At 62.4% G+C, this 17,699-nt stretch carries 18 protein-coding genes; 6 read left to right on the forward strand and 12 right to left on the reverse strand.

Features of this window, described 5'->3' with window-relative positions:
* The first annotated feature begins 49 nt into the window (after positions 1-49).
* Positions 50-1,102, forward strand: coding sequence for an L-glyceraldehyde 3-phosphate reductase (gene mgrA / locus V6767_RS18655; protein ID WP_448474834.1), 1,053 nt, complete (start codon positions 50-52; stop codon positions 1,100-1,102).
* A 103-nt stretch (positions 1,103-1,205) separates the two neighbouring features.
* Here mgrA and znuA read toward each other — a convergent pair whose 3' ends face one another.
* On the reverse strand, positions 1,206-2,198 hold the full coding sequence (gene znuA / locus V6767_RS18660; protein WP_448474835.1) for a zinc ABC transporter substrate-binding protein ZnuA: 993 nt from the start codon (positions 2,196-2,198) through the stop codon (positions 1,206-1,208).
* A 123-nt stretch (positions 2,199-2,321) separates the two neighbouring features.
* Here znuA and V6767_RS18665 point away from each other — a divergent pair, with 123 nt between their 5' ends.
* Genes V6767_RS18665 through V6767_RS18675 form a run of 3 tightly spaced genes read left to right on the forward strand, consistent with a single transcriptional unit; the run spans position 2,322 to position 4,352 of the window.
* The gene (locus V6767_RS18665) at positions 2,322-3,134 is read left to right on the forward strand and encodes an ATP-binding cassette domain-containing protein (RefSeq protein ID WP_448474836.1); all 813 of its coding nucleotides are present in this window, start codon (positions 2,322-2,324) and stop codon (positions 3,132-3,134) included.
* Complete coding sequence (gene znuB / locus V6767_RS18670; protein ID WP_448428297.1) at positions 3,127-3,924, forward strand: zinc ABC transporter permease subunit ZnuB; 798 nt, start codon at positions 3,127-3,129, stop codon at positions 3,922-3,924. Before V6767_RS18665 ends, znuB begins: the two co-directional genes overlap by 8 nt.
* A gap of 14 nt (positions 3,925-3,938) precedes the next feature.
* Positions 3,939-4,352 (forward strand): Fur family transcriptional regulator, encoded by a 414-nt coding sequence (locus V6767_RS18675; RefSeq protein WP_448428299.1) that lies wholly within the window; start codon positions 3,939-3,941, stop codon positions 4,350-4,352.
* Positions 4,353-4,368: 16 nt separating this feature from the next.
* Here the strand turns inward: V6767_RS18675 and V6767_RS18680 are convergent, their stop codons facing one another.
* From V6767_RS18680 to V6767_RS18690, 3 genes are read right to left on the reverse strand one after another with little or no spacing between them, the layout of a single operon-like run.
* Entirely contained in the window at positions 4,369-5,646 is a 1,278-nt protein-coding gene (locus V6767_RS18680; protein ID WP_448474837.1) for a diguanylate cyclase domain-containing protein, read from the reverse strand.
* Positions 5,646-6,188, reverse strand: a complete 543-nt coding sequence (locus tag V6767_RS18685; RefSeq protein WP_448474838.1) for a gamma carbonic anhydrase family protein — start codon at positions 6,186-6,188, stop codon at positions 5,646-5,648. The genes V6767_RS18680 and V6767_RS18685 overlap by 1 nt, the downstream gene beginning before the upstream one ends.
* Before the next feature lie 34 nt (positions 6,189-6,222).
* Entirely contained in the window at positions 6,223-6,912 is a 690-nt protein-coding gene (locus V6767_RS18690; protein WP_448474839.1) for a fumarylacetoacetate hydrolase family protein, read from the reverse strand.
* Between the two features lie 278 nt (positions 6,913-7,190).
* Between V6767_RS18690 and V6767_RS18695 the strand changes: the two genes are divergently transcribed.
* Complete coding sequence (locus tag V6767_RS18695; RefSeq protein WP_448474840.1) at positions 7,191-8,294, forward strand: diguanylate cyclase; 1,104 nt, start codon at positions 7,191-7,193, stop codon at positions 8,292-8,294.
* A 77-nt stretch (positions 8,295-8,371) separates the two neighbouring features.
* Here V6767_RS18695 and gndA read toward each other — a convergent pair whose 3' ends face one another.
* From gndA to V6767_RS18710, 3 genes are all read right to left on the reverse strand, one after another.
* A complete protein-coding gene (gene gndA / locus V6767_RS18700) occupies positions 8,372-9,796 on the reverse strand; it encodes an NADP-dependent phosphogluconate dehydrogenase (protein WP_448428309.1) in 1,425 nt (474 codons plus the stop codon).
* Between the two features lie 236 nt (positions 9,797-10,032).
* Positions 10,033-10,878 carry a tRNA 2-thiocytidine(32) synthetase TtcA gene (gene ttcA, locus V6767_RS18705; RefSeq protein WP_448474841.1) on the reverse strand — a complete coding sequence of 282 codons (846 nt, stop codon included), beginning with the start codon at positions 10,876-10,878 and terminating at the stop codon, positions 10,033-10,035.
* Between the two features lie 151 nt (positions 10,879-11,029).
* Complete coding sequence (locus tag V6767_RS18710) at positions 11,030-11,956, reverse strand: glutaminase (protein ID WP_448474842.1); 927 nt, start codon at positions 11,954-11,956, stop codon at positions 11,030-11,032.
* A gap of 245 nt (positions 11,957-12,201) precedes the next feature.
* Between V6767_RS18710 and V6767_RS18715 the strand changes: the two genes are divergently transcribed.
* A complete protein-coding gene (locus tag V6767_RS18715; RefSeq protein WP_448474843.1) occupies positions 12,202-12,825 on the forward strand; it encodes a PadR family transcriptional regulator in 624 nt (207 codons plus the stop codon).
* Between the two features lie 74 nt (positions 12,826-12,899).
* Here V6767_RS18715 and V6767_RS18720 read toward each other — a convergent pair whose 3' ends face one another.
* The 5 genes from V6767_RS18720 to V6767_RS18740 all read right to left on the reverse strand — a co-directional run bounded on the left by V6767_RS18720 (position 12,900) and on the right by V6767_RS18740 (position 17,631).
* A complete protein-coding gene (locus V6767_RS18720) occupies positions 12,900-13,463 on the reverse strand; it encodes a GNAT family N-acetyltransferase (protein WP_448474844.1) in 564 nt (187 codons plus the stop codon).
* A gap of 5 nt (positions 13,464-13,468) precedes the next feature.
* Complete coding sequence (gene sseA / locus V6767_RS18725) at positions 13,469-14,308, reverse strand: 3-mercaptopyruvate sulfurtransferase (RefSeq protein ID WP_448474845.1); 840 nt, start codon at positions 14,306-14,308, stop codon at positions 13,469-13,471.
* Between the two features lie 38 nt (positions 14,309-14,346).
* Positions 14,347-15,069 (reverse strand): alanyl-tRNA editing protein, encoded by a 723-nt coding sequence (locus V6767_RS18730; RefSeq protein ID WP_448474846.1) that lies wholly within the window; start codon positions 15,067-15,069, stop codon positions 14,347-14,349.
* 10 nt (positions 15,070-15,079) lie between these two features.
* Positions 15,080-16,111, reverse strand: a complete 1,032-nt coding sequence (locus tag V6767_RS18735; protein WP_448474847.1) for a cysteine synthase A — start codon at positions 16,109-16,111, stop codon at positions 15,080-15,082.
* A gap of 95 nt (positions 16,112-16,206) precedes the next feature.
* Positions 16,207-17,631, reverse strand: a complete 1,425-nt coding sequence (locus V6767_RS18740) for a cryptochrome/photolyase family protein (RefSeq protein WP_448474848.1) — start codon at positions 17,629-17,631, stop codon at positions 16,207-16,209.
* Between the last annotated feature and the right edge of the window lie 68 nt (positions 17,632-17,699).

The following is a 17,699-nucleotide window of genomic DNA, read 5'->3' on the forward strand; positions in this document are numbered from 1 at the left end:
CCGCCTTTTTCATGGCCGGGCCGTCCCGGCCCTCTTCAGGCAGGAGGATATGATGCGCTGGACACCCTCGAAGACCCGCTACGACACGATGCAATATAACCGCTGCGGCGCCTCCGGCCTCAAGCTGCCGGCGATATCGCTCGGCCTGTGGCACAATTTCGGCGACGATACCGAGCGCGCCCGCAAGGTGGCGATCTGCCAGACCGCGTTTGATGCCGGCATCACCCATTTCGATCTCGCCAATAATTACGGCCCGCCGCCCGGTTCCGCCGAAAAGGCCTTTGGCGATATCCTGCGCAACGAGTTTGCCGGCCTGCGCGACGAGCTGATCATTTCGTCCAAGGCCGGCTATGGAATGTGGGAGGGGCCGTACGGCGAGTGGGGCAGCCGCAAGAACCTGCTGGCCTCCTGCGACCAGAGCCTGAAACGGCTCGGCCTCGACTATGTCGATATCTTCTATTCCCACCGCTTCGATCCGGATACGCCGCTCGAGGAAACCATGATGGCGCTCGACCAGATCGTGCGGTCGGGCAGGGCGCTTTATGTGGGAATTTCTTCCTACAATTCCGAACGCACGCGTGAGGCCTATAAAATCCTGAAGGAACTGAAGACGCCCTTCGTCATTCATCAGCCGAGCTATTCGATGATCAATCGCTGGGTCGAGGAGGATGGCCTGCTGGATACGCTTGAGGAACTCGGGCTCGGCTCGATCGTGTTCTCGCCGCTGGCCCAGGGTATGCTGACATCAAAGTATCTGAAGGGCATTCCCGATGACAGCCGGGCGGCGCAGGGCAAATCGCTGCGCCATGAATTCCTGCGCGAGGACACGCTTGAGCATATCCGGGCATTGAATGCGATCGCCGAGCGGCGGGGCCAGACGCTGGCGCAGATGGCGCTGGCCTGGGTGCTGCGCGGCGGGCGGGTCACCACCGCGCTGATCGGCGCAAGCCGGCCGGAACAGGTGCTCGATTGCGTGAAGGCCCTCGACAAACCCGATTTCACTGAAGCCGAGCTTGCCGAAATCGACAAATATGCTCGCGAGGCCGACATTAACCTCTGGGCGCGATCGGCCGAACGCAAGGGGCCGGAGCGGCAGAAATAGCCGGGTCCCGGACCGGCGGACAAAAAAAGGCCTGCGGGGGCACTACTCACCCGCAGGCCACAACGCCCGGCCATGCGCGCCCGGGCGATGTCCTTGTGGTCGATTACCCGGCCACAAAGCAGTCGGTGAGGTTGCCGGCGAGGTTTTCCAGAAGCAGGAAATAGAGGTCCGGTCCGTCCTCAAGACCGGCGCCAAGCGGGTCGAGAATGCCGGTGCGGGCATCCGTGCCCTCGATCACGGTATCGACGATCTTCGGCGGGAATTGCGGTTCGGAGAACACGCAGGCAGCACCCAGTTCGGTCAGCTTGTCGTGAATTTCGCGGATGCGCTGTGCGCTCGGCGGGGCTTCGGGATTGACCGTGATCGAGCCTGCAGCCTCAACGCCGAACCGGTTGCCGAAATAGTGGTAGGCATCATGGAAGACGACATAGGGCTTGGCGTTCACGGCATCAATCTGAGCCTGAATGTCGGTCGTCAGCCCATCAAGCCGGGCCTCGAGCTTTTCGGCATTGTCGGCATAGATCTCGGTATTGGCGGGGTCGTTTTCCGAAAGCGTTTCCGCCATGGCGGCGGCAAAGGCCTTCGCATTCATCGGATCGAGCCACATATGCGGATCGACCTCTCCGTGGTGGTGGTCGTCATGATCGGCTTCGTGATCATGGTCGTCGTGCCCGTCTTCCTCATGATCATGGCCCTCGTGATCATCCTCATCGTGTTCATGCGCCTCGAAAGCGCCGCCTTCGCGCGGGGCCAGCGTCTCCACGCCGGGGGCGTCTTCCAGTTCCACGATCTGGGCATTGCCGCCGAGTGCGTCGAGCGGCTTGTCGAGAAAATGCTCCAGCGCCGGACCGATCCAGAACACGACGTCGGCATTCTGCAGGGCGCGCGCCTCGGACGGCGTCATGTTATAGGTGTGGGGCGAGGCGGCGCCCTTCACCAGCAGCGTCGTTTCGGTCGCCGTTCCCGCGGTCAGCGCTGTCGTCAGCGAATAGAGCGGCTTGATCGACGTCACGACCTTGAGGGCATCTTCTGCCGCTGCGGTCTGGGCGAGGGCCATCGCGGCCGTCGTGAGGAGAAGCAGGCGGGACGTTTTCATGAGATCCTCATTATTTTCGAAGGCGGGTAGCCCGGGGATTGCAGTTCGACGTAATGTTATTACATCAATTGCGTTACGCTATAACGTATGCCATAGACGCGGACAAGACGGAGTTTTGAAAAAATGCATTCGAATGACCTGCTGGTCTCGCTCGACAATGCCGGGCTCCACCGCAATGGAAGGTGGCTCGTGCGCGGCGTGGGCTTCAGCGTGCGCCGCGGCGAGATCGTCACTCTGATCGGGCCGAACGGCGCGGGCAAATCCACAAGCGCGCGGATGGCGCTCGGGGTTCTCGCGCCCGATGAGGGCCGCGTCGAGCGCGCCGGTGGCCTGACCATCGGCTACGTGCCGCAGAAGCTCGCCATCGATCACTCCCTGCCGCTGACGGTGCGGCGGTTGATGACCCTGACCGGGCCGCTTTCGGCTGATGCGATCGCCGAAGCGCTGGAGGAGGTCGGTATCGCCCATCTGGCAAAGGCCGAGGTTCAGACCCTTTCCGGCGGCGAGTTCCAGCGCGCGCTGCTGGCGCGGGCGATTGCCCGCAAACCCGACCTTTTGGTGCTGGACGAGCCGGTGCAGGGCGTCGACCATGCCGGCGAGATCGCGCTCTACGCCCTGATCTCGCGCATCCGGGAGCGCCAGGGCTGCGGCATATTGATGATCTCGCACGACCTGCATGTGGTGATGGCGCGAACCGATACGGTCGTCTGCCTCAACGGCCATGTCTGCTGCACCGGCACGCCGGAGGCCGTGAGCGGAAGCGAGGCCTATCAGTCTCTGCTCGGCGCACGCGGCGATGGCGCGCTCGCGCTCTACCGCCATGATCACGACCACACCCATCTGCCCGATGGCAAGGTGCGCCATGCCGATGGCTCGGTGACCGAACATTGCCATCCCGATGACGGCCATCATCATGAGGCGCAGGAACATGCTTGACGATTTCTTCGTGCGCGCGCTGGTCGCCGGCATCGGCGTTGCGCTGATGGCAGGCCCGCTCGGCTGCTTCATCATCTGGCGCAAGATGGCCTATTTCGGCGACACCATGGCCCATTCGGCCCTGCTCGGCGTGGCGCTGTCGCTGCTGTTCACGGTCAATCTGACGCTCAGCGTGTTTGTGGTCGCCACCATCGTGTCGGTGATGCTGATCATGCTGGAGCGGCGGCGGGCGCTCTCCACCGATAGCCTGCTCGGTATCCTCGCCCATTCGACGCTGGCGATCGGCCTCGTGATCGTGTCGTTCCTGACCTGGATCCGGGTCGATCTGATCAGCTTCCTGTTCGGCGACATCCTGTCGGTGACGCGCGCCGATATCGCCACGATCTGGCTCGGCGGGCTGGTGGTGGTCGCGGCCGTGGCGGGCCTGTGGCGGCCGCTTCTTGCGGCCACGGTCTCGCCCGAGATCGCGCAGGCCGAGGGCATGCGGCCGGAGACGGTGCGCTTCATCTTCATGCTGCTGATGGCGCTGGTGATCGCGATCGCGATGAAGATCGTCGGCATCATGCTGATCACCTCGCTCCTGATCGTGCCGGCCGCAACCGCCCGTCGCTTCGCGCGGACCCCGGAGATGATGGCGGTGTTCGCATCGTTGATCGGGGTTGTGAGCGTGGTGGCAGGATTATATTCCTCGCTCTATTATGACACGCCATCCGGTCCGTCGATCGTGGTGGCCGCCATGCTGATCTTTCTGGTGACGCTGGTGCCTGAAGCGGCAAGGCGGCCGCGATGAAAACGAGGGACGATATGAAAAGGCCCGATGAAAAGCTGACCCGCAACCAGGCGCTGGTGTTCGACTGCCTCAGCGGCAGCGAGGCGCCGATCAGCGCCTACACCATTCTGGACCGGCTGCGCGATCAGGGCTTCAAGGCGCCGCTGCAGGTCTACCGCGCGCTTGAAAAACTCACCGAGGCCGGGCTGGTCCACCGGCTGGAGAGCCTGAATGCCTATGTCGCCTGCGCCCATCCGCATCAGGATTGCAGCCATCACGGCATGACGGCCTTTGCGATTTGCGAGGGCTGCGGCGCGGTGATCGAATTCCACGCCCATGATATCGAGGATGCGCTTGGCCGGCTGGCGCGGTCAAAGGGGTTTCGGCCCGGCGCGATGACGGTGGAAATGCGGGGGCTTTGCGCCGCCTGCGCTGCCGGCGAGGCATGACGCCGTCTATGCGCGCTCAGTTTCGCAGGGCGGCCTTTGCGGCATTGTCGGCAAATTCCGGAGCGGGATCCATGGAGAGGTCGACCTGCGTGCAGTTGCGGCCCGCGCGCTTGGCGGCATAAAGCGCCCGATCGGCCCTGATCAAGAGGTTGCGCGAATCGTGCTGGGTCGTCGCCGGGTGCTCGACGGCGATGCCGATGCTGACCGACAGCCGCTTGCTCGGACTTGATGCATGCGGGATGGCGAGTTCTGCAATGGCGTCGTGAATGCGGTCGCTGAGGGCAAGGGCTGCATCTTCGTCGCTGTTCGGCAGCACCAGTGCGAATTCCTCGCCGCCGAAGCGCGCCGGAAGATCCTCGTCGGACCGTGTCGATGCCTTGAGCGCGGCGGCAACCCGTTTCAAACATTCGTCGCCGGCGGGATGACCGTAGGTATCGTTATAGCCCTTGAAGTGATCGATATCGATCATCAGCATGGCGAGCGGCTGGTCCGTCTCCGCGGCCGCCGTCCAGCTCTGTTTCAGGAAATCGTCGAACAGCCGGCGGTTGGCGAGCGCCGTAAGCGCATCCGTGTTCGAGATATCGTTGAGCGAGCGATACTTGGCATAGAGCGCGTCGGCATAGACCTTTTCGCGCAGATAGAGGAGGAACACCTTCCGCTCGACCGACTCGATGCGATAGCTCGCCAGCAAGGTGAGCAGGCTTGTCACGCCGAGAAAGATCAGGGGAGAGGCCTTTTCCATCGGCAGCAGTGTCGGCAGCGGAAGGATGAAGAAGGCGGCGATGGCGAAGTTGACCGACGCGGCAACCACGGCCTGTGACGTGCGCAGCGGCAGCGCGATATTGCCGACGATGGCCAGCAGAATAAAACTGTACGGTTCGAATTCCACGATCGGGTTGCCGGGCGTCTTCAGCATCAGACCGGTGCCGATCGCAGAGACAGCGACGCCGAAAACCGAAATCCAGCCCGGAAGGCGGGTGTCGAGATCGCGCATGATCAGAACTGTTAGCGCTGACAGCAAGGCCAGAACAACGCCGGATCTGATCAGGGTCATGCGGGCCAGCAATTCTTCCCGATAAATCATATCGATGAACGCAAAACCTGCGATCACGAGGATGCCTATCGCGCCCGCCCAGACGAGCTGGCGGTGGCGGCTGCGATGCATCTCTTCCAAGAAGCGGCGCTCGAGCGGGCGCGTGAAGCGGAGCAGCACGCCCCGTCTTCTCAGGTTGAGTTCAATCTGCTCGTCGAGCAACTGGTCCGTGCTCGACAGGCTCGCTACGCGTCGCAGCATCATGGCGTCCGCGACTCCGCCGGCGCGAGATCCCGGCTGAAACGCTTCCAGTTGGCGATATAGTTCTCGGCCGACTGACGAAGGCCGGCGATCGCGGCGTCATCGAGTTCGCGAATGGCGCGGGCCGGCGATCCGACAATCAGGCTGTTGTCGGGAAAGGATTTGCCCTCGGTTACCAGCGCATTGGCGCCGACCAGCGAGTTGCGGCCGATCGACGCGCCATTCAGGATCGTGGCCCCCATGCCGACAAGGCTGTTGTCGCCGATCGTGCAGCCATGCAGGATCACGCGATGGCCGACGGTGCAGCCTTTGCCGATCGTGGTCGGGAATCCAAAGTCGGTATGGATGATGACCCCATCCTGGATATTGCTGCCCTTGCCGATGGTGATCGGCTCGGTGTCGCCGCGCAGCACGGCGGTAAACCAGATGCCGACATCCTCGCCGACGATGATGTCGCCGATCACCGACGCGTCGGGAGCGATCCAGAATCTGCCTTCAGGCGGCAATTGCGGCCGTTTATCGGCGAGGTTGTAAAGCGGCACGTCTATCTCCTCTCAAACGCAGACAGACACTATATCAGATTACCTCGAATGCAAGCTCTCCAACGCCATCGATGGTGCACGCAATGCGATCACCGCGCTCGACCGGTCCAACGCCCGCGGGCGTGCCGGTGAGGATGACGTCGCCGGCGGCAAGGCGCACATAACGGGAAAGCTCGGCGATGATTTCCGCGGTCTTCCAGATCATCTGCGAGAGATCGCCGTTCTGGACCACCGCGCCGTTGCGCACAAGGCTGATCGCGCCGCGCGCGGGATGGCCGATTTCGGCGGCGGGCGCGATTGCGGAGACGGGCGCGGACCCCTCGAAGGCCTTGGCCATTTCCCACGGCCTCGATTTCGCCTTGGCTTCGTCCTGAATGTCGCGCCGGGTGAAATCCACGGCCACGCCATAACCGTATACACAATCCAGGGCCTCACCGACGCCGATATCGGCGCCGCCATTTTTCAGGGCAATAAAACACTCCACCTCGTGGTGGACGTTTCGCGACTGGACGGGATAGGGAAAGGGTTTGCCGTGGGCGACGAGATTGTCGGGGTTCTTCTGGAAGAAGAACGGTGCTTCGCGGCTGGGATCGTGGCCCATTTCCACCGCGTGTGCGGCGTAGTTGCGACCCACGCAATAGACCCGGCGAACGGGAAATATGCTTTCACTGCCTCTGACGGGCAGGGTCACGGCGGGCGGAAAGGGAATGACGGTTGACGACATTTGTGCTTGTCCTGAAAGCGAGAGCCAAGGCAGGTGCGTTTTGACGCCAGCACGGATTGAAGGTCCCGGCGGGCTGGCGCCAGACAGGACCCAAGGTAGGAAGTGTTATCGCGTCGGTCCAGTGTTAACCCTACCAACTTGTCGGCATATGGGTATATATTGGACATTGCTCGCTCTCACGGCGCCCTGGAGCGAACTGCGCGCCTTGTCGTTGAAACTCGACGCTCGTGCTTTCGCGGGTTCGAAGGTTGAAGAAAGGCCTGGCGGTTCAGGACGCAATGCTTGAAAATCTGGAAATCATCATCGCCATGCTGGAAAAGGTCGGCATGGCGGCCCTCATCGTTCTGGCCTATCGGTTGATCCGGTATGCGCGCTTTTCGATCGTCCGTTCATCGCTGGCGACCGGGTTGCTGTTCGGCTTCGGGGCCGTGGTCACGATGGTCGATCCGCTGGAGGTGCTGCCGGGCATCATCGTGGATATCCGGGCGGTCATGGTTGCCCTTGCGGCGCTTTTCGGCGGTCCGCTCGCCGCCTTGATCGCCTCGGCCGTGACCATCGTTATGCGGATATATATCGGCGGCGCCGGGGCGCTTGCGGGCTGTGTCAGCATCGCGCTTGCGGCGGTGATCGGGCTTGTCTATGCGCGCCTCAGCGGCGGACGGCGCGATGCGCTCGGTCTTGCCGTTCTGGGGCTTTTGCTGTCGCTCACCCTCGTCGCCGGCGTATTCGCGCCCGTGCCGGTGGTGTCCTCCACAACGCCGGCGCTCATCATCCGCAATCTGCTCGGAACCATGATCCTCGGCTATCTGCTTGCCATGGAGGAGCGGCGCGAGGCCGAATATCGCGCCTACAAGCGCGAGGCGGAACGCGATCCGCTCACCGGGCTGAAGAACCGGCGGGCGCTTGAGGCATTCGACCGGCAGGTCGCCACCGACGCCGAGGATCACCCCTTCGCTGTTTTGATGATCGACATCGACGGTTTCAAATCCCTGAACGACATTCACGGCCATGCCTTCGGCGACAGGGTCCTGCGCCGCCTTGCCGAGGTTGTCCGCGGGCGCATGCGCGGCTTCGACCTCGTGGTGCGCTATGGCGGGGAGGAATTCTGCGTTGTGGTCAAGGAGGCGACGCTGCACAATGCCAGGCGCATTGCGGAGGATATCAGGCTTCAGATCATGGAAGAGCGCTTCCAGGCGGCGACCGAGGAGATCGGCGTGACGGTCAGCGTCGGGGTCGCCGAAGCGAACGCCACGGCCTTCTCGGTGTTCAGGGTCATAGAACATGCCGACAAGGCGCTCTATGATGCCAAGAACAGCGGCCGCAACCGCGTGTGCGCCTATCGGCTCGAAACCGACCGCAGGCAGAAGACCCGTTCCGCCTGAGGCTCAACCCGGAATACGAGAAAAGCCCCGTCGCCGGGGCTTTCCGTTTTGCTGATTTGCTATGCCTTGCGGCCGGTTCAGACCGCGCCGCTGCCCCAGGGGCCGTGATGGATATCGAGGCCGTCGAGACGGTCGAAACCATGGGCGCCGAAGAAATCGCGCTGGGCCTGGATCAGGTTGGCGGTGCCGCGCGACTGGCGATAGGCATCGAAATAGGTGAGCGCCGAGGCTAGGCCGGGAACCGGAAGGCCGGCGGCGGTGGCGGCCGATACGATCCGGCGCAGCGACGGCATGCACTCATTGACCATTTCCGAGAATGCCGGCGTCACGATCAGATTGGCGACATCCGGGGTGTCGGAGAATGCCTTGGTGATCTCGTCCAGGAACTGCGAGCGGATGATGCAGCCGGCGCGCCAGATGCGGGCGATTTCCGGCATCGGCAGGTTCCAGCCATATTCCTCGGAGGCCGAGGCCATTACGTCGAAGCCCTGGGCGTAAGCCGCGATCTTGGCGGCGAACAGTGCCAGTTCGAGGTCGCGGTTGAGCCAGGGGCCGGCTTCGATGCCGAAGGAAAGCTCTTCCTTGTTGAACATCGGTTCCGCTGCGGCCCGCTCGCCGCGCATGGCGGAGATGCAGCGGGCGGCAACGGCCGCCTCGATCACGGTCGCGGGCACGGCAAGCTGCTGGGCCTCGATCGCCGACCAGCGGCCGGTGCCCTTCTGGCCGGCGGCATCGACGATCACGTCCGGCATCGGCTTGCCGGTTTCCGGATCGCTGGCGCGCAGCACCTTCTCGGTGATCTCGATCAGGAAGGAGTTCAGCCGGCCCTTGTTCCACTCGCCGAAGATGTTGGCGATATCGTTGGCGTCCATGCCGCAGCCATCGCGCAGAATGCCGTAGATTTCGGCGATCATCTGCATGTCGGCATATTCGATGCCGTTATGGATGGTCTTGACGAAATGGCCGGCGCCGTCCGGGCCGAGCCAGGCGCAGCAGGGGTCGTTGTCGAATTTGGCGGAGATCGAGGTCAGCACCTTTTCGACGCGCTTGTAGCTGTCCTCGGTGCCGCCGACCATGATCGAAGGTCCGTGGCGCGCGCCTTCCTCGCCGCCCGACACGCCCATGCCGATAAAGGTCAGGCCGGTGCCGTCAAGTTCCTTGAAGCGGCGGCGGGTGTCGTGGAAATTGGCGTTGCCGGCATCGATGATGATGTCGCCCTTGCCGAGATAGGGGCGCAGCTTTTCCATTTCCTCGTCAACGGGATCGCCGGCCTTGATCATGATGATGATCGGACGGGGCGGGCGGATGGCCGCGACGAAATCCGAAAGCGTCTCGGTCGGGACGATGTTCTTCTGCAGTTCGCCGGCGCCGGCGTAAAATGCGCGCGTCTTGTCGGCCGTGCGGTTGTAGACCGCGATCCTGTTGCCCTTCTCGGCAATGTTGAGGGCGAGGTTGGAGCCCATCACTCCAAGCCCGATCAGTCCGATTTCTGCTTTTTCCAAGACATCACCTCTTGTCTTTGGCGCATCATGTGGATTGCCGTGGGCAATGATGCGCAATTTCGAAAACCCGGATAGCCTTCAGCTGCGCCGGGGAGTGCGCGGCGAACCGGGGTTGGCCTTTTGTGGCACCGCCACGGGCAAACGGCAAGACGTGGCGGCGCAAAACCGGCGCTTTTCGCCGGGCGGCCGAAAAGTTTTGCCGTTCTGTCACAAAGCGTAAAGGCGAAAACGCCGGGTTAGCGTTTGGCGGTCAGCGCGGAGAAATCGAACAGCGACGGATCGAGCAGATGCGAGGCGTTGACGCTTGCAAGCGCCCGCAACATCACGTCCTTGCGTCCGGGCATGCGCGCTTCCATATCGGCCAGCATCTGTTTCATCGCGTTACGTTCCAGCCCGTCCTGAGAGCCGCAGAGATCGCAGGGGATGATCGGAAACCGCATCGCTTCGGCGAACCGGGCGAGATCGTCCTCTGCCGCATACGCGAGCGGGCGCAGCACCATCAGATCGCCTTCATCGTTCAGCAGTTTCGCCGGCATGGTGGCGAGCTTGCCGCCATGGAACAGGTTCATGAAGAAGGTTTCGAGAATATCCTCGCGATGGTGGCCGAGCACCAGCGCGTCGCAGCCTTCCTCGCGCGCGATCCGGTAGAGATTGCCACGCCTCAGACGCGAACAGAGTGCGCAATAGGTGGAGCCCGGCACCAGTTTTTCGGTCACGATCGAATAGGTGTCGCGATATTCGATCCGGTGCGGAACGCCGATCTTCGTGAGGTAATCCGGTAGCACGTGCTTGGGAAAGTTCGGCTGGCCCTGATCGAGATTGCAGGCGATGATGTCGACCGGCAGTAGGCCGCGCCATTTCAGCTCCAGCAGAACGGCGAGCAGGCCGTAGCTGTCCTTGCCGCCCGAAAGCGCGACTAGCCAGCGCTTCTGGTCCTTCAGCATGTCGAAATCGGCGATCGCTTGGCGCACCTGCCGGAGCAGCCGCTTGCGCAGCTTGCCGAAACCGACGGAGGAGGGCGCATCGGCAAACAGGGCCTGGAAGGCGTCGGGCAGGGTATCGTCGGCCAGTTCGTTCATCATCGCTCCGGGCGCTTGGTTTGCTAGAGCCTGTTCGCTTTTCGTTGAATCGCGAACCGGCTCTAACCTTTTGTTTTCCGCTCGTCCGGACGGAAAACCGGTATCCACTTTTCCTGGACGCGCTCAAAGGCAATGCCTGTTTACGCCGAAAGGATCAACCCGCAAACACCGACCAGCCGGTGCGCGCGGCCAGCATTTCCAGCGCAACGGAACCGAGCGCGGGGTTTCCCGTGGCATCCAGCCCCGGCGACCACACCGCCATCGAGGCCTTGCCGGGCGCAACCGCCAGAATACCGCCGCCGACTCCGGACTTACCGGGAAGACCGACCCGGAAGGCGAAATCGCCGGAACCGTCATAATGGCCGCAGGTCAGCATCAGCGCATTGATGCGGCGCGCCCGCCGCGGCGAGACCACGGAAAAGCCGGTCAGCGGATTGGTGCCGTGATTGGCGAGATAAAGCCCGGCATGGGCAAGCTGGACGCAGTTCATCGTCAGCGCGCATTGATGGAAATAGACGCCCAGCACGTGGTCGACCGGGTGGTGGATATTCTTGAAGCCGCGCATGAAATTGGCGAGCGCGAAATTGCGATAACCCGTGCGCTGTTCCGATTGCGCCACCTTCTCGTCAATCGAGAGCGTCTCGTCATTGGCGATGAAATGCATGAAGCGCAGGAATTCGCCGATCGCCTCGCGCGGCGCGTGGCCGGCCAGCACGATATCGGTGACCACGATCGCGCCGGCATTGATGAAGGGATTGCGCGGAATGCCCTGCTCGTGCTCAAGCTGGACGATCGAATTGAAGGCGGAGCCCGAGGGCTCGCGCCCGACCCGTTTCCAGATCGCCTCGCCGATCTTGCCGAGCGCCAGCGTCAGCATGAACACCTTGGAAATGCTCTGGATCGAAAACTGCGTCTCGGCATCGCCCGCAAGGTAGGTCTTGCCGTCGACGGTGGTGATGGCAATGCCGAACTGATTGGGGTCGACCTTGGCGAGTTCGGGAATGTAATCCGCCACCTGGCCTTCGCCGGCGCGCGGCTGGAGCTCGCGCACGATATCGTCAGCAATGGTCTGCAGGTTCATGCCGGTCATCTCCCTTCAGAGCATTTCATGATCGATCACGCCATCTGATCCCCGTGACGATGCGGCAGGACAGCTGCATAGTGAAATCGGCTTCCGCGGTAAACGCCGATTTTCCCCGTAGTGTAGTGGAATTCACCGCTGGATGAGAAGCCGCTCGGGCTCAAAATGAATTTTCGATATATCGTATATTGCAAATTCCTCCAGAAATTATATCTTTAGATATATCGTAAACAACAGGAGCATTCATGATGAGACAATTTGAAGAACATCGGTTGCACGATCCCCGCGCAGGATTTCGCGAATATATGATGATGGCGCGCGGCGGCGGCGGTTTCGGACGCGGCGGCTTCGGCGGCCCGTTCGGTTTCGGCGACGGCGATGGTCCTGGCAGGCCGGGCCGCTTTCTCGGCCAGGGGCAGATCCGCCTTCTGGTTCTCCACCTAATCGGAGAGGAGCCCCGCCACGGTTACGAAATCATCAAGGCCATCGAGGAAATGAGCGGCGGCTTCTATGCACCGAGCCCCGGCGTGATCTACCCGACGCTGTCCTTCCTCGAGGAAGGCGGCTATGTGGCGGCCACCGAAGACGGAAACAAGAAGCGCTACGCGATCACGGACGAGGGCAGCGCCTATCTCGCCGACAACATGTTCGAGGCGTCCATGGCGTTGAAGGCGCTGTCGGCGATCGGCGACAAGATGAAGCGGCGGAAAGAGCGGCACAAGGCCGAAGCCGGCCCCGAACTGCCGCGAAGCGTCGACGTCGCGATGCTGAACCTGCGCGAGGTGATCGCCCGCAAGCTGGATGATGACCCTGCCGCCGCCAGCGAGATCGTCCGGGCTCTGTTGGAGTTCACGGCGCGCTACGAATAGTTTTCGCGGAATTTCGATATAACGAAAGATATAACCCGGCGCTCTCGCCGGGTTATTGCCTCATGTGGCGAATTCTAAAACCGCCGCGCCAATTCCAGAAGCTCGGCGTCGGACAGCGGCGCGATTTCGCTTTCATAGGTGGAGACCGGCGAGAAGCCGAACTGCTGATAGAGCTGGAGCGCGCGGGGGTGATCGAGATTGTTGGTCTCGGTGATCACCTTTTCCGGCTGGTCGGCCCAGATTGCCTTTAACGCCTGCAGCAGAAACCATTTGCCGACGCCGAAGCCGAGCGCGCGTTCGAACAGGCCGAAATGCACCAGCCGGGTGACGCTGTCATCCTCGCGGTGGTATTCGTAAAAGCCGGCCGGCGCGCCCTCCAGATAGAACACCGTCACCGTGGTGCGGTCGTTGTGGATGGTCGCGGCCAGATCCTCGTCGCTCATGCGCACCCGGTCGACCCATTCCCAGCGCGTGCCGACCTGGCGATAGAGGAAACGGTAGTAGGCGAGCGGAATTTCCGGCACCCGCATCAGCGCGATATGAAGGTTCGACGGCGCCAGCATATGGGCCTTCGGCGCAGCGGTCATTTCAAGCCGGGTGACATGGACCGGAAGCGGTGCTGTCTTCTTTTTCGTCATCGCGCTCAGGCCTTTCCGGTCGCGACGGGCGTATCATCGCGGCTGCCCCATTCCGACCACGAGCCGTCATAAAGCGTATTGTCCGTGTGGTCGAGCGTTTCGAGCGCCAGCGTGATGATGGCGGCGGTGACGCCGGAGCCGCAGGTGGTGACCACCGGTTTCGAAAGGTCGATGCCGGCCTCTTCAAACATCGCGTGAAGCTCTTCGGGCGACTTGAACCGGCCGTTTTTCCCGAAGGAAGATGCTGGCAGGCTTTTCGCGCCCGGCATATGGCCGGATCGCATGCCCGCGCGCGGTTCCGGCTCCACGGCCTCGAACCGGGCGGCGCTGCGCGCATCGGCGATCTGCCGGCTTCCGGAGGCAACGATATCGCGCATGTCTTCAAAAGAGGTAACGCGGTGCGGTTTGGCGTCGAGCTTGAACTTCGCCGGCGCGGGCGAGGGAGCCCCTTTCTCCTGGGCGCGGCCCTCGTTGCGCCAGCCGTCGAGGCCGCCATCGAGAACGTAGACGTCGCTGGCGCCCATCATCCTGAGCATCCACCACAGGCGAGGCGCGGCGAAATAGCCGGGGCCGTCATACACCACGATGGTGTGATCGCTGCCGACGCCGAGCGCTTCCATCTCGGCGGCAAACACGTCCGGCGCGGGTAGGGTGTGCGGCAGGCCGGAGGAGGTGTCGGCAATCGCATCGTGATCGAAGAACACCGCGCCCGGCAGGTGACCGGCCAGGTATTCGGCCTTCGGGTCGCGGTTGTGGGTCGGCAGGTACCAGGAGGCATCGATGACAGAAAACCCGGGCTGGCCCAGCCTTTCCTCGACCCAATCCGGCGAAACGATAAAATTCATCTGGCGACACTCCTCATGCGATGATTCTATGCGACGGCCTAGGCGTCAAACCGTATCCGAAAACGGCGGTTCTCGCGGCCCTTCTTTTCGATCTTGCCGATATGGACGCCGCCGACCTCGCCGGTTGCGCTCACATGGGTGCCGCCGCAGGGCTGGCTGTCCACGCTGGCATTCTCGCCGATCGCGATCAGCGAGATCCGCCCCATGCCCATCGGGGGGCGGACATTCTTCGATTTCACGATAGCGGGATTGGCGGCGAGGTCCTCATCCGTGATCCACTGGACATAGACCGGGTGGTTTTCCTCAACCAGCTTCATCATTGCCGCGGTAACCGCGTCCTTGTCGATCGTCTCAGACATGTCGAAATCGACGCGCGATTCGTCCTCGCCAACGGAGGCGCCGGTAATGGGGTAGGGACAGACGACGGAAAGAAGGTGGCAGGCGGTGTGCATGCGCATCAGCTTCAGCCGACGCGGCCAGTCGATTTCGAGGCGGAGGCTTTCGCCGACGGAAGGCGTCGCCTCGCCCTCGGCCGGCACATGTAGGATGATGTCCTTGGTCTCGCCGTGGCGGGTGACGGCAAGCGCGATTGCGGAGCCGTCATCGCGCGTTGCAATACCGGTATCCCCCGGCTGGCCGCCGGAGGTCGCGTAGAAACAGGTGCGGTCGGTTTCGAACGTGCCGTCCTCATGCACTGAAGTGACCACCGCATCGCAACTCGTCAGGGTGAAATCGTTGCGGTAGAGAGCATCAACAGGCATGGGTTACTTTCTATTCAAACGGAGCGGCAATCTCCGTTTTCTGGGTCAGCCATTGCGGCAGCGGCAGCCCTTTATCCTTCAGGAATTCCGGGTTGAAAAGCTTCGACTGATACCGGTTGCCATAGTCGCACAATATGGTGACGATGGTGTGGCCGGGGCCGAGCTCGCGCGCCAGACGCATGGCGCCTGCTATATTGATGCCCGATGAGCCGCCGAGGCACAAGCCCTCATCCGTTACCAGATCGAATATCAGCGGCAGCGCCTCGCTGTCGGAAATGCGATAGGCGAAATCGGGGGTGAAGCCTTCCAGATTGGCGGTGATGCGGCCCTGGCCGATGCCCTCGGTGATCGAGCCGCCCTCGCTCTTCAGTTCGCCATGGGCATAGAATTGGTAAAGGGCAGCCCCTTCCGGGTCGGCGATGCCGATCTTGATGTCCTTGTTCTTCGCCGTAAGGCCGATCGCCGTGCCGGCCAGCGTGCCGCCAGAGCCGACCGCGCAGATGAAGCCGTCGACCTTGCCATCGGTGTCACGCCAGATTTCCTCGGCGGTGGTCTCGATATGGGCGTTGCGGTTTGCCACATTGTCGAACTGGTTGGCCCAGATCGCCCCATTCGGGTTTTTCTTTGCGAGCTTCTCGGCAAGCCGGCCGGAGAGTTTTACGTAATTGTTCGGGTCGCGATAGGGTTTTGCGGGAACCTCGACCAGTTCCGCGCCGAGCAGGCGGAGCGCGTCCTTCTTCTCCTGAGCCTGCGTTTCCGGGATCACGATCACGGTCTTGTAGCCGAGCGCGTTGGCGACCATGGTCAGCCCGATGCCGGTATTGCCGGCGGTGCCTTCCACGATCGTGCCGCCGGGCTTCAGCAGGCCGCGTTTCTCGGCATCGCGGATGATGTAAAGTGCCGCGCGGTCCTTGACCGACTGGCCGGGATTGAGGAATTCGGCCTTGCCGAGAATGGTGCAGCCGGTCGCCTCCGAGGCGGCGCGAAGCTTCACCAGCGGCGTGTTGCCGATCAGGTCGATGACGGAGGAATGCGTGGTCATGGTCTCGCTTTCAATTTTTCCGTACTTGTGCCGCCGGGGTCGGGCTTTGCCAAGGATTCAGTTTGCGTCGCCAGTGGCTTTGGCGCAAAGCCATTTCAGTCCTTAATCGCCTCGAAGGCGGAAAGTGCGCGTTTGCGAGCCGCCTTGTGGTCGACGAGCGGCTCAGGGTAGGTCTCGCCAAGCGTCACGCCCGCTTCCTTCAGCACGTCGTCCGGGGCATCGAACGGGGCGTGGATGTGCTTTTTCGGCATATCCTTCAGTTCCGGCACATAGGCGCGCACATAATCGCCCGCCGGATCGAATTTTTCGCCCTGAAGGGTCGGGTTGAAGATCCGGAAGAACGGGGCCGCGTCCGCTCCCGAGCCCGCGACCCACTGCCAGTTCGCCGCGTTGGAGGCGGGATCTGCGTCGACCAGCGTGTCGCGAAACCATTTCTCGCCGCGCCGCCAGTCGATCATCAGGTCCTTGATCAGGAAGGACGCCGCGATCATGCGCACGCGGTTGTGCATGTAGCCCTCGCGCCAAAGCTGGCGCATGCCGGCGTCAACGATCGGATAGCCGGTCTGGCCTTTGGTCCAGGCGTCAAACGCTTCCTCATCATCCTTCCAGCCGAAATCATCGAAGCGCTCGTTCCAGTTTTTCTCTGCAAGATCGGGCGCGTGAAACAGCAGGTGGCGGCAGAAATCGCGCCAGACAAGTTCCTGTAGGAATTTCTTCCTGTTTTCTGCGGAGATCGATTTTGCCGCATTGATGCGATGCCAGACCGTCGCCGGCGAAATCTCGCCGAGCGCCAGATGGGGGGAGAGCATCGAGGTCGCCTGCCGGTCCGGCCGGTCGCGCTTCTCGGCGTAATCCTGCACGACATCTTCGATGAAATGGTCGAGGCGCTCGATCGCGCCGTCCTCGCCCGGCTCCCAGATCTCGGAAAAGCCCGCCGCCCAGTCGGGCTTGGCTTCATAGAGCTTCCAATCCTTCAGCTTCTCGGATTTGATCGTCTTCGATACGCCTTTGAGGCTCTTCGGGGCATCGACCGGGTCGGGCACATGCTGATCCGCCGAAAACGCCTTCCAGAACGGGGTATAGACCTTGTAGGGCCCGCCCGACTTGGTCTTGAAATTCGAAGGCTCGTGCAGGATCTGGCCGGCGAAGCTTTTGACCGTGATCCCATCATCGTCCAGCGCTTTTTTTATCGCCTTGTCGGCGCGAATGCCTTCGGTGCTGTAGCGCCGGTTCCAGAACACGGCCTCGGCCCCGGTCTCCTCGATCAGCGCGCGCAGCGCCTTCAGCGGATCGCCGCTTCTCAAAACCAGCGGCGCGCCGAGATCGTCATAACGCTCCGACAGTTTCTCCAGCGAGCGCTCCAGCCACCAGGCTTGCGCTGCGCCAAGCGGGCCGTTGCCATTATCCTCGCGGATATAGACCGGCACCACGGCCCGGTCCTCTTCCAAGGCGGCGGCAAGCGCGCGGTTGTCTGAAAGGCGCAGATCGTTGCGGATCCAGTAAATTGCCGGTTTGGCCATAGTTCCTCGTCATCCGTTTGTTTCGCGCCTGATGTAGGGCGCTGACAGCGGATGGCAAAGGCCGCAAG

It is taken from the genome of Martelella sp. FLE1502 (assembly GCF_053484255.1).

What these genes read in the sequence shown, in the direction of transcription:
- V6767_RS18710 (WP_448474842.1), bottom strand. Translation starts at nt 11,956, where the DNA reads ATGAACCTGCAGACCATTGCTGACGATATCGTGCGCGAGCTCCAGCCG.
- V6767_RS18675 (WP_448428299.1), top strand. Translation starts at nt 3,939, where the DNA reads ATGAAAAGGCCCGATGAAAAGCTGACCCGCAACCAGGCGCTGGTGTTC.
- V6767_RS18715 (WP_448474843.1), top strand. Translation starts at nt 12,202, where the DNA reads ATGATGAGACAATTTGAAGAACATCGGTTGCACGATCCCCGCGCAGGA.
- V6767_RS18665 (WP_448474836.1), top strand. Translation starts at nt 2,322, where the DNA reads ATGCATTCGAATGACCTGCTGGTCTCGCTCGACAATGCCGGGCTCCAC.
- V6767_RS18695 (WP_448474840.1), top strand. Translation starts at nt 7,191, where the DNA reads ATGCTTGAAAATCTGGAAATCATCATCGCCATGCTGGAAAAGGTCGGC.
- V6767_RS18690 (WP_448474839.1), bottom strand. Translation starts at nt 6,912, where the DNA reads ATGTCGTCAACCGTCATTCCCTTTCCGCCCGCCGTGACCCTGCCCGTC.
- V6767_RS18680 (WP_448474837.1), bottom strand. Translation starts at nt 5,646, where the DNA reads ATGCTGCGACGCGTAGCGAGCCTGTCGAGCACGGACCAGTTGCTCGAC.
- V6767_RS18735 (WP_448474847.1), bottom strand. Translation starts at nt 16,111, where the DNA reads ATGACCACGCATTCCTCCGTCATCGACCTGATCGGCAACACGCCGCTG.
- sseA (WP_448474845.1), bottom strand. Translation starts at nt 14,308, where the DNA reads ATGAATTTTATCGTTTCGCCGGATTGGGTCGAGGAAAGGCTGGGCCAG.
- V6767_RS18720 (WP_448474844.1), bottom strand. Translation starts at nt 13,463, where the DNA reads ATGACGAAAAAGAAGACAGCACCGCTTCCGGTCCATGTCACCCGGCTT.
- znuB (WP_448428297.1), top strand. Translation starts at nt 3,127, where the DNA reads ATGCTTGACGATTTCTTCGTGCGCGCGCTGGTCGCCGGCATCGGCGTT.
- ttcA (WP_448474841.1), bottom strand. Translation starts at nt 10,878, where the DNA reads ATGATGAACGAACTGGCCGACGATACCCTGCCCGACGCCTTCCAGGCC.
- V6767_RS18740 (WP_448474848.1), bottom strand. Translation starts at nt 17,631, where the DNA reads ATGGCCAAACCGGCAATTTACTGGATCCGCAACGATCTGCGCCTTTCA.
- mgrA (WP_448474834.1), top strand. Translation starts at nt 50, where the DNA reads ATGATGCGCTGGACACCCTCGAAGACCCGCTACGACACGATGCAATAT.
- znuA (WP_448474835.1), bottom strand. Translation starts at nt 2,198, where the DNA reads ATGAAAACGTCCCGCCTGCTTCTCCTCACGACGGCCGCGATGGCCCTC.
- V6767_RS18730 (WP_448474846.1), bottom strand. Translation starts at nt 15,069, where the DNA reads ATGCCTGTTGATGCTCTCTACCGCAACGATTTCACCCTGACGAGTTGC.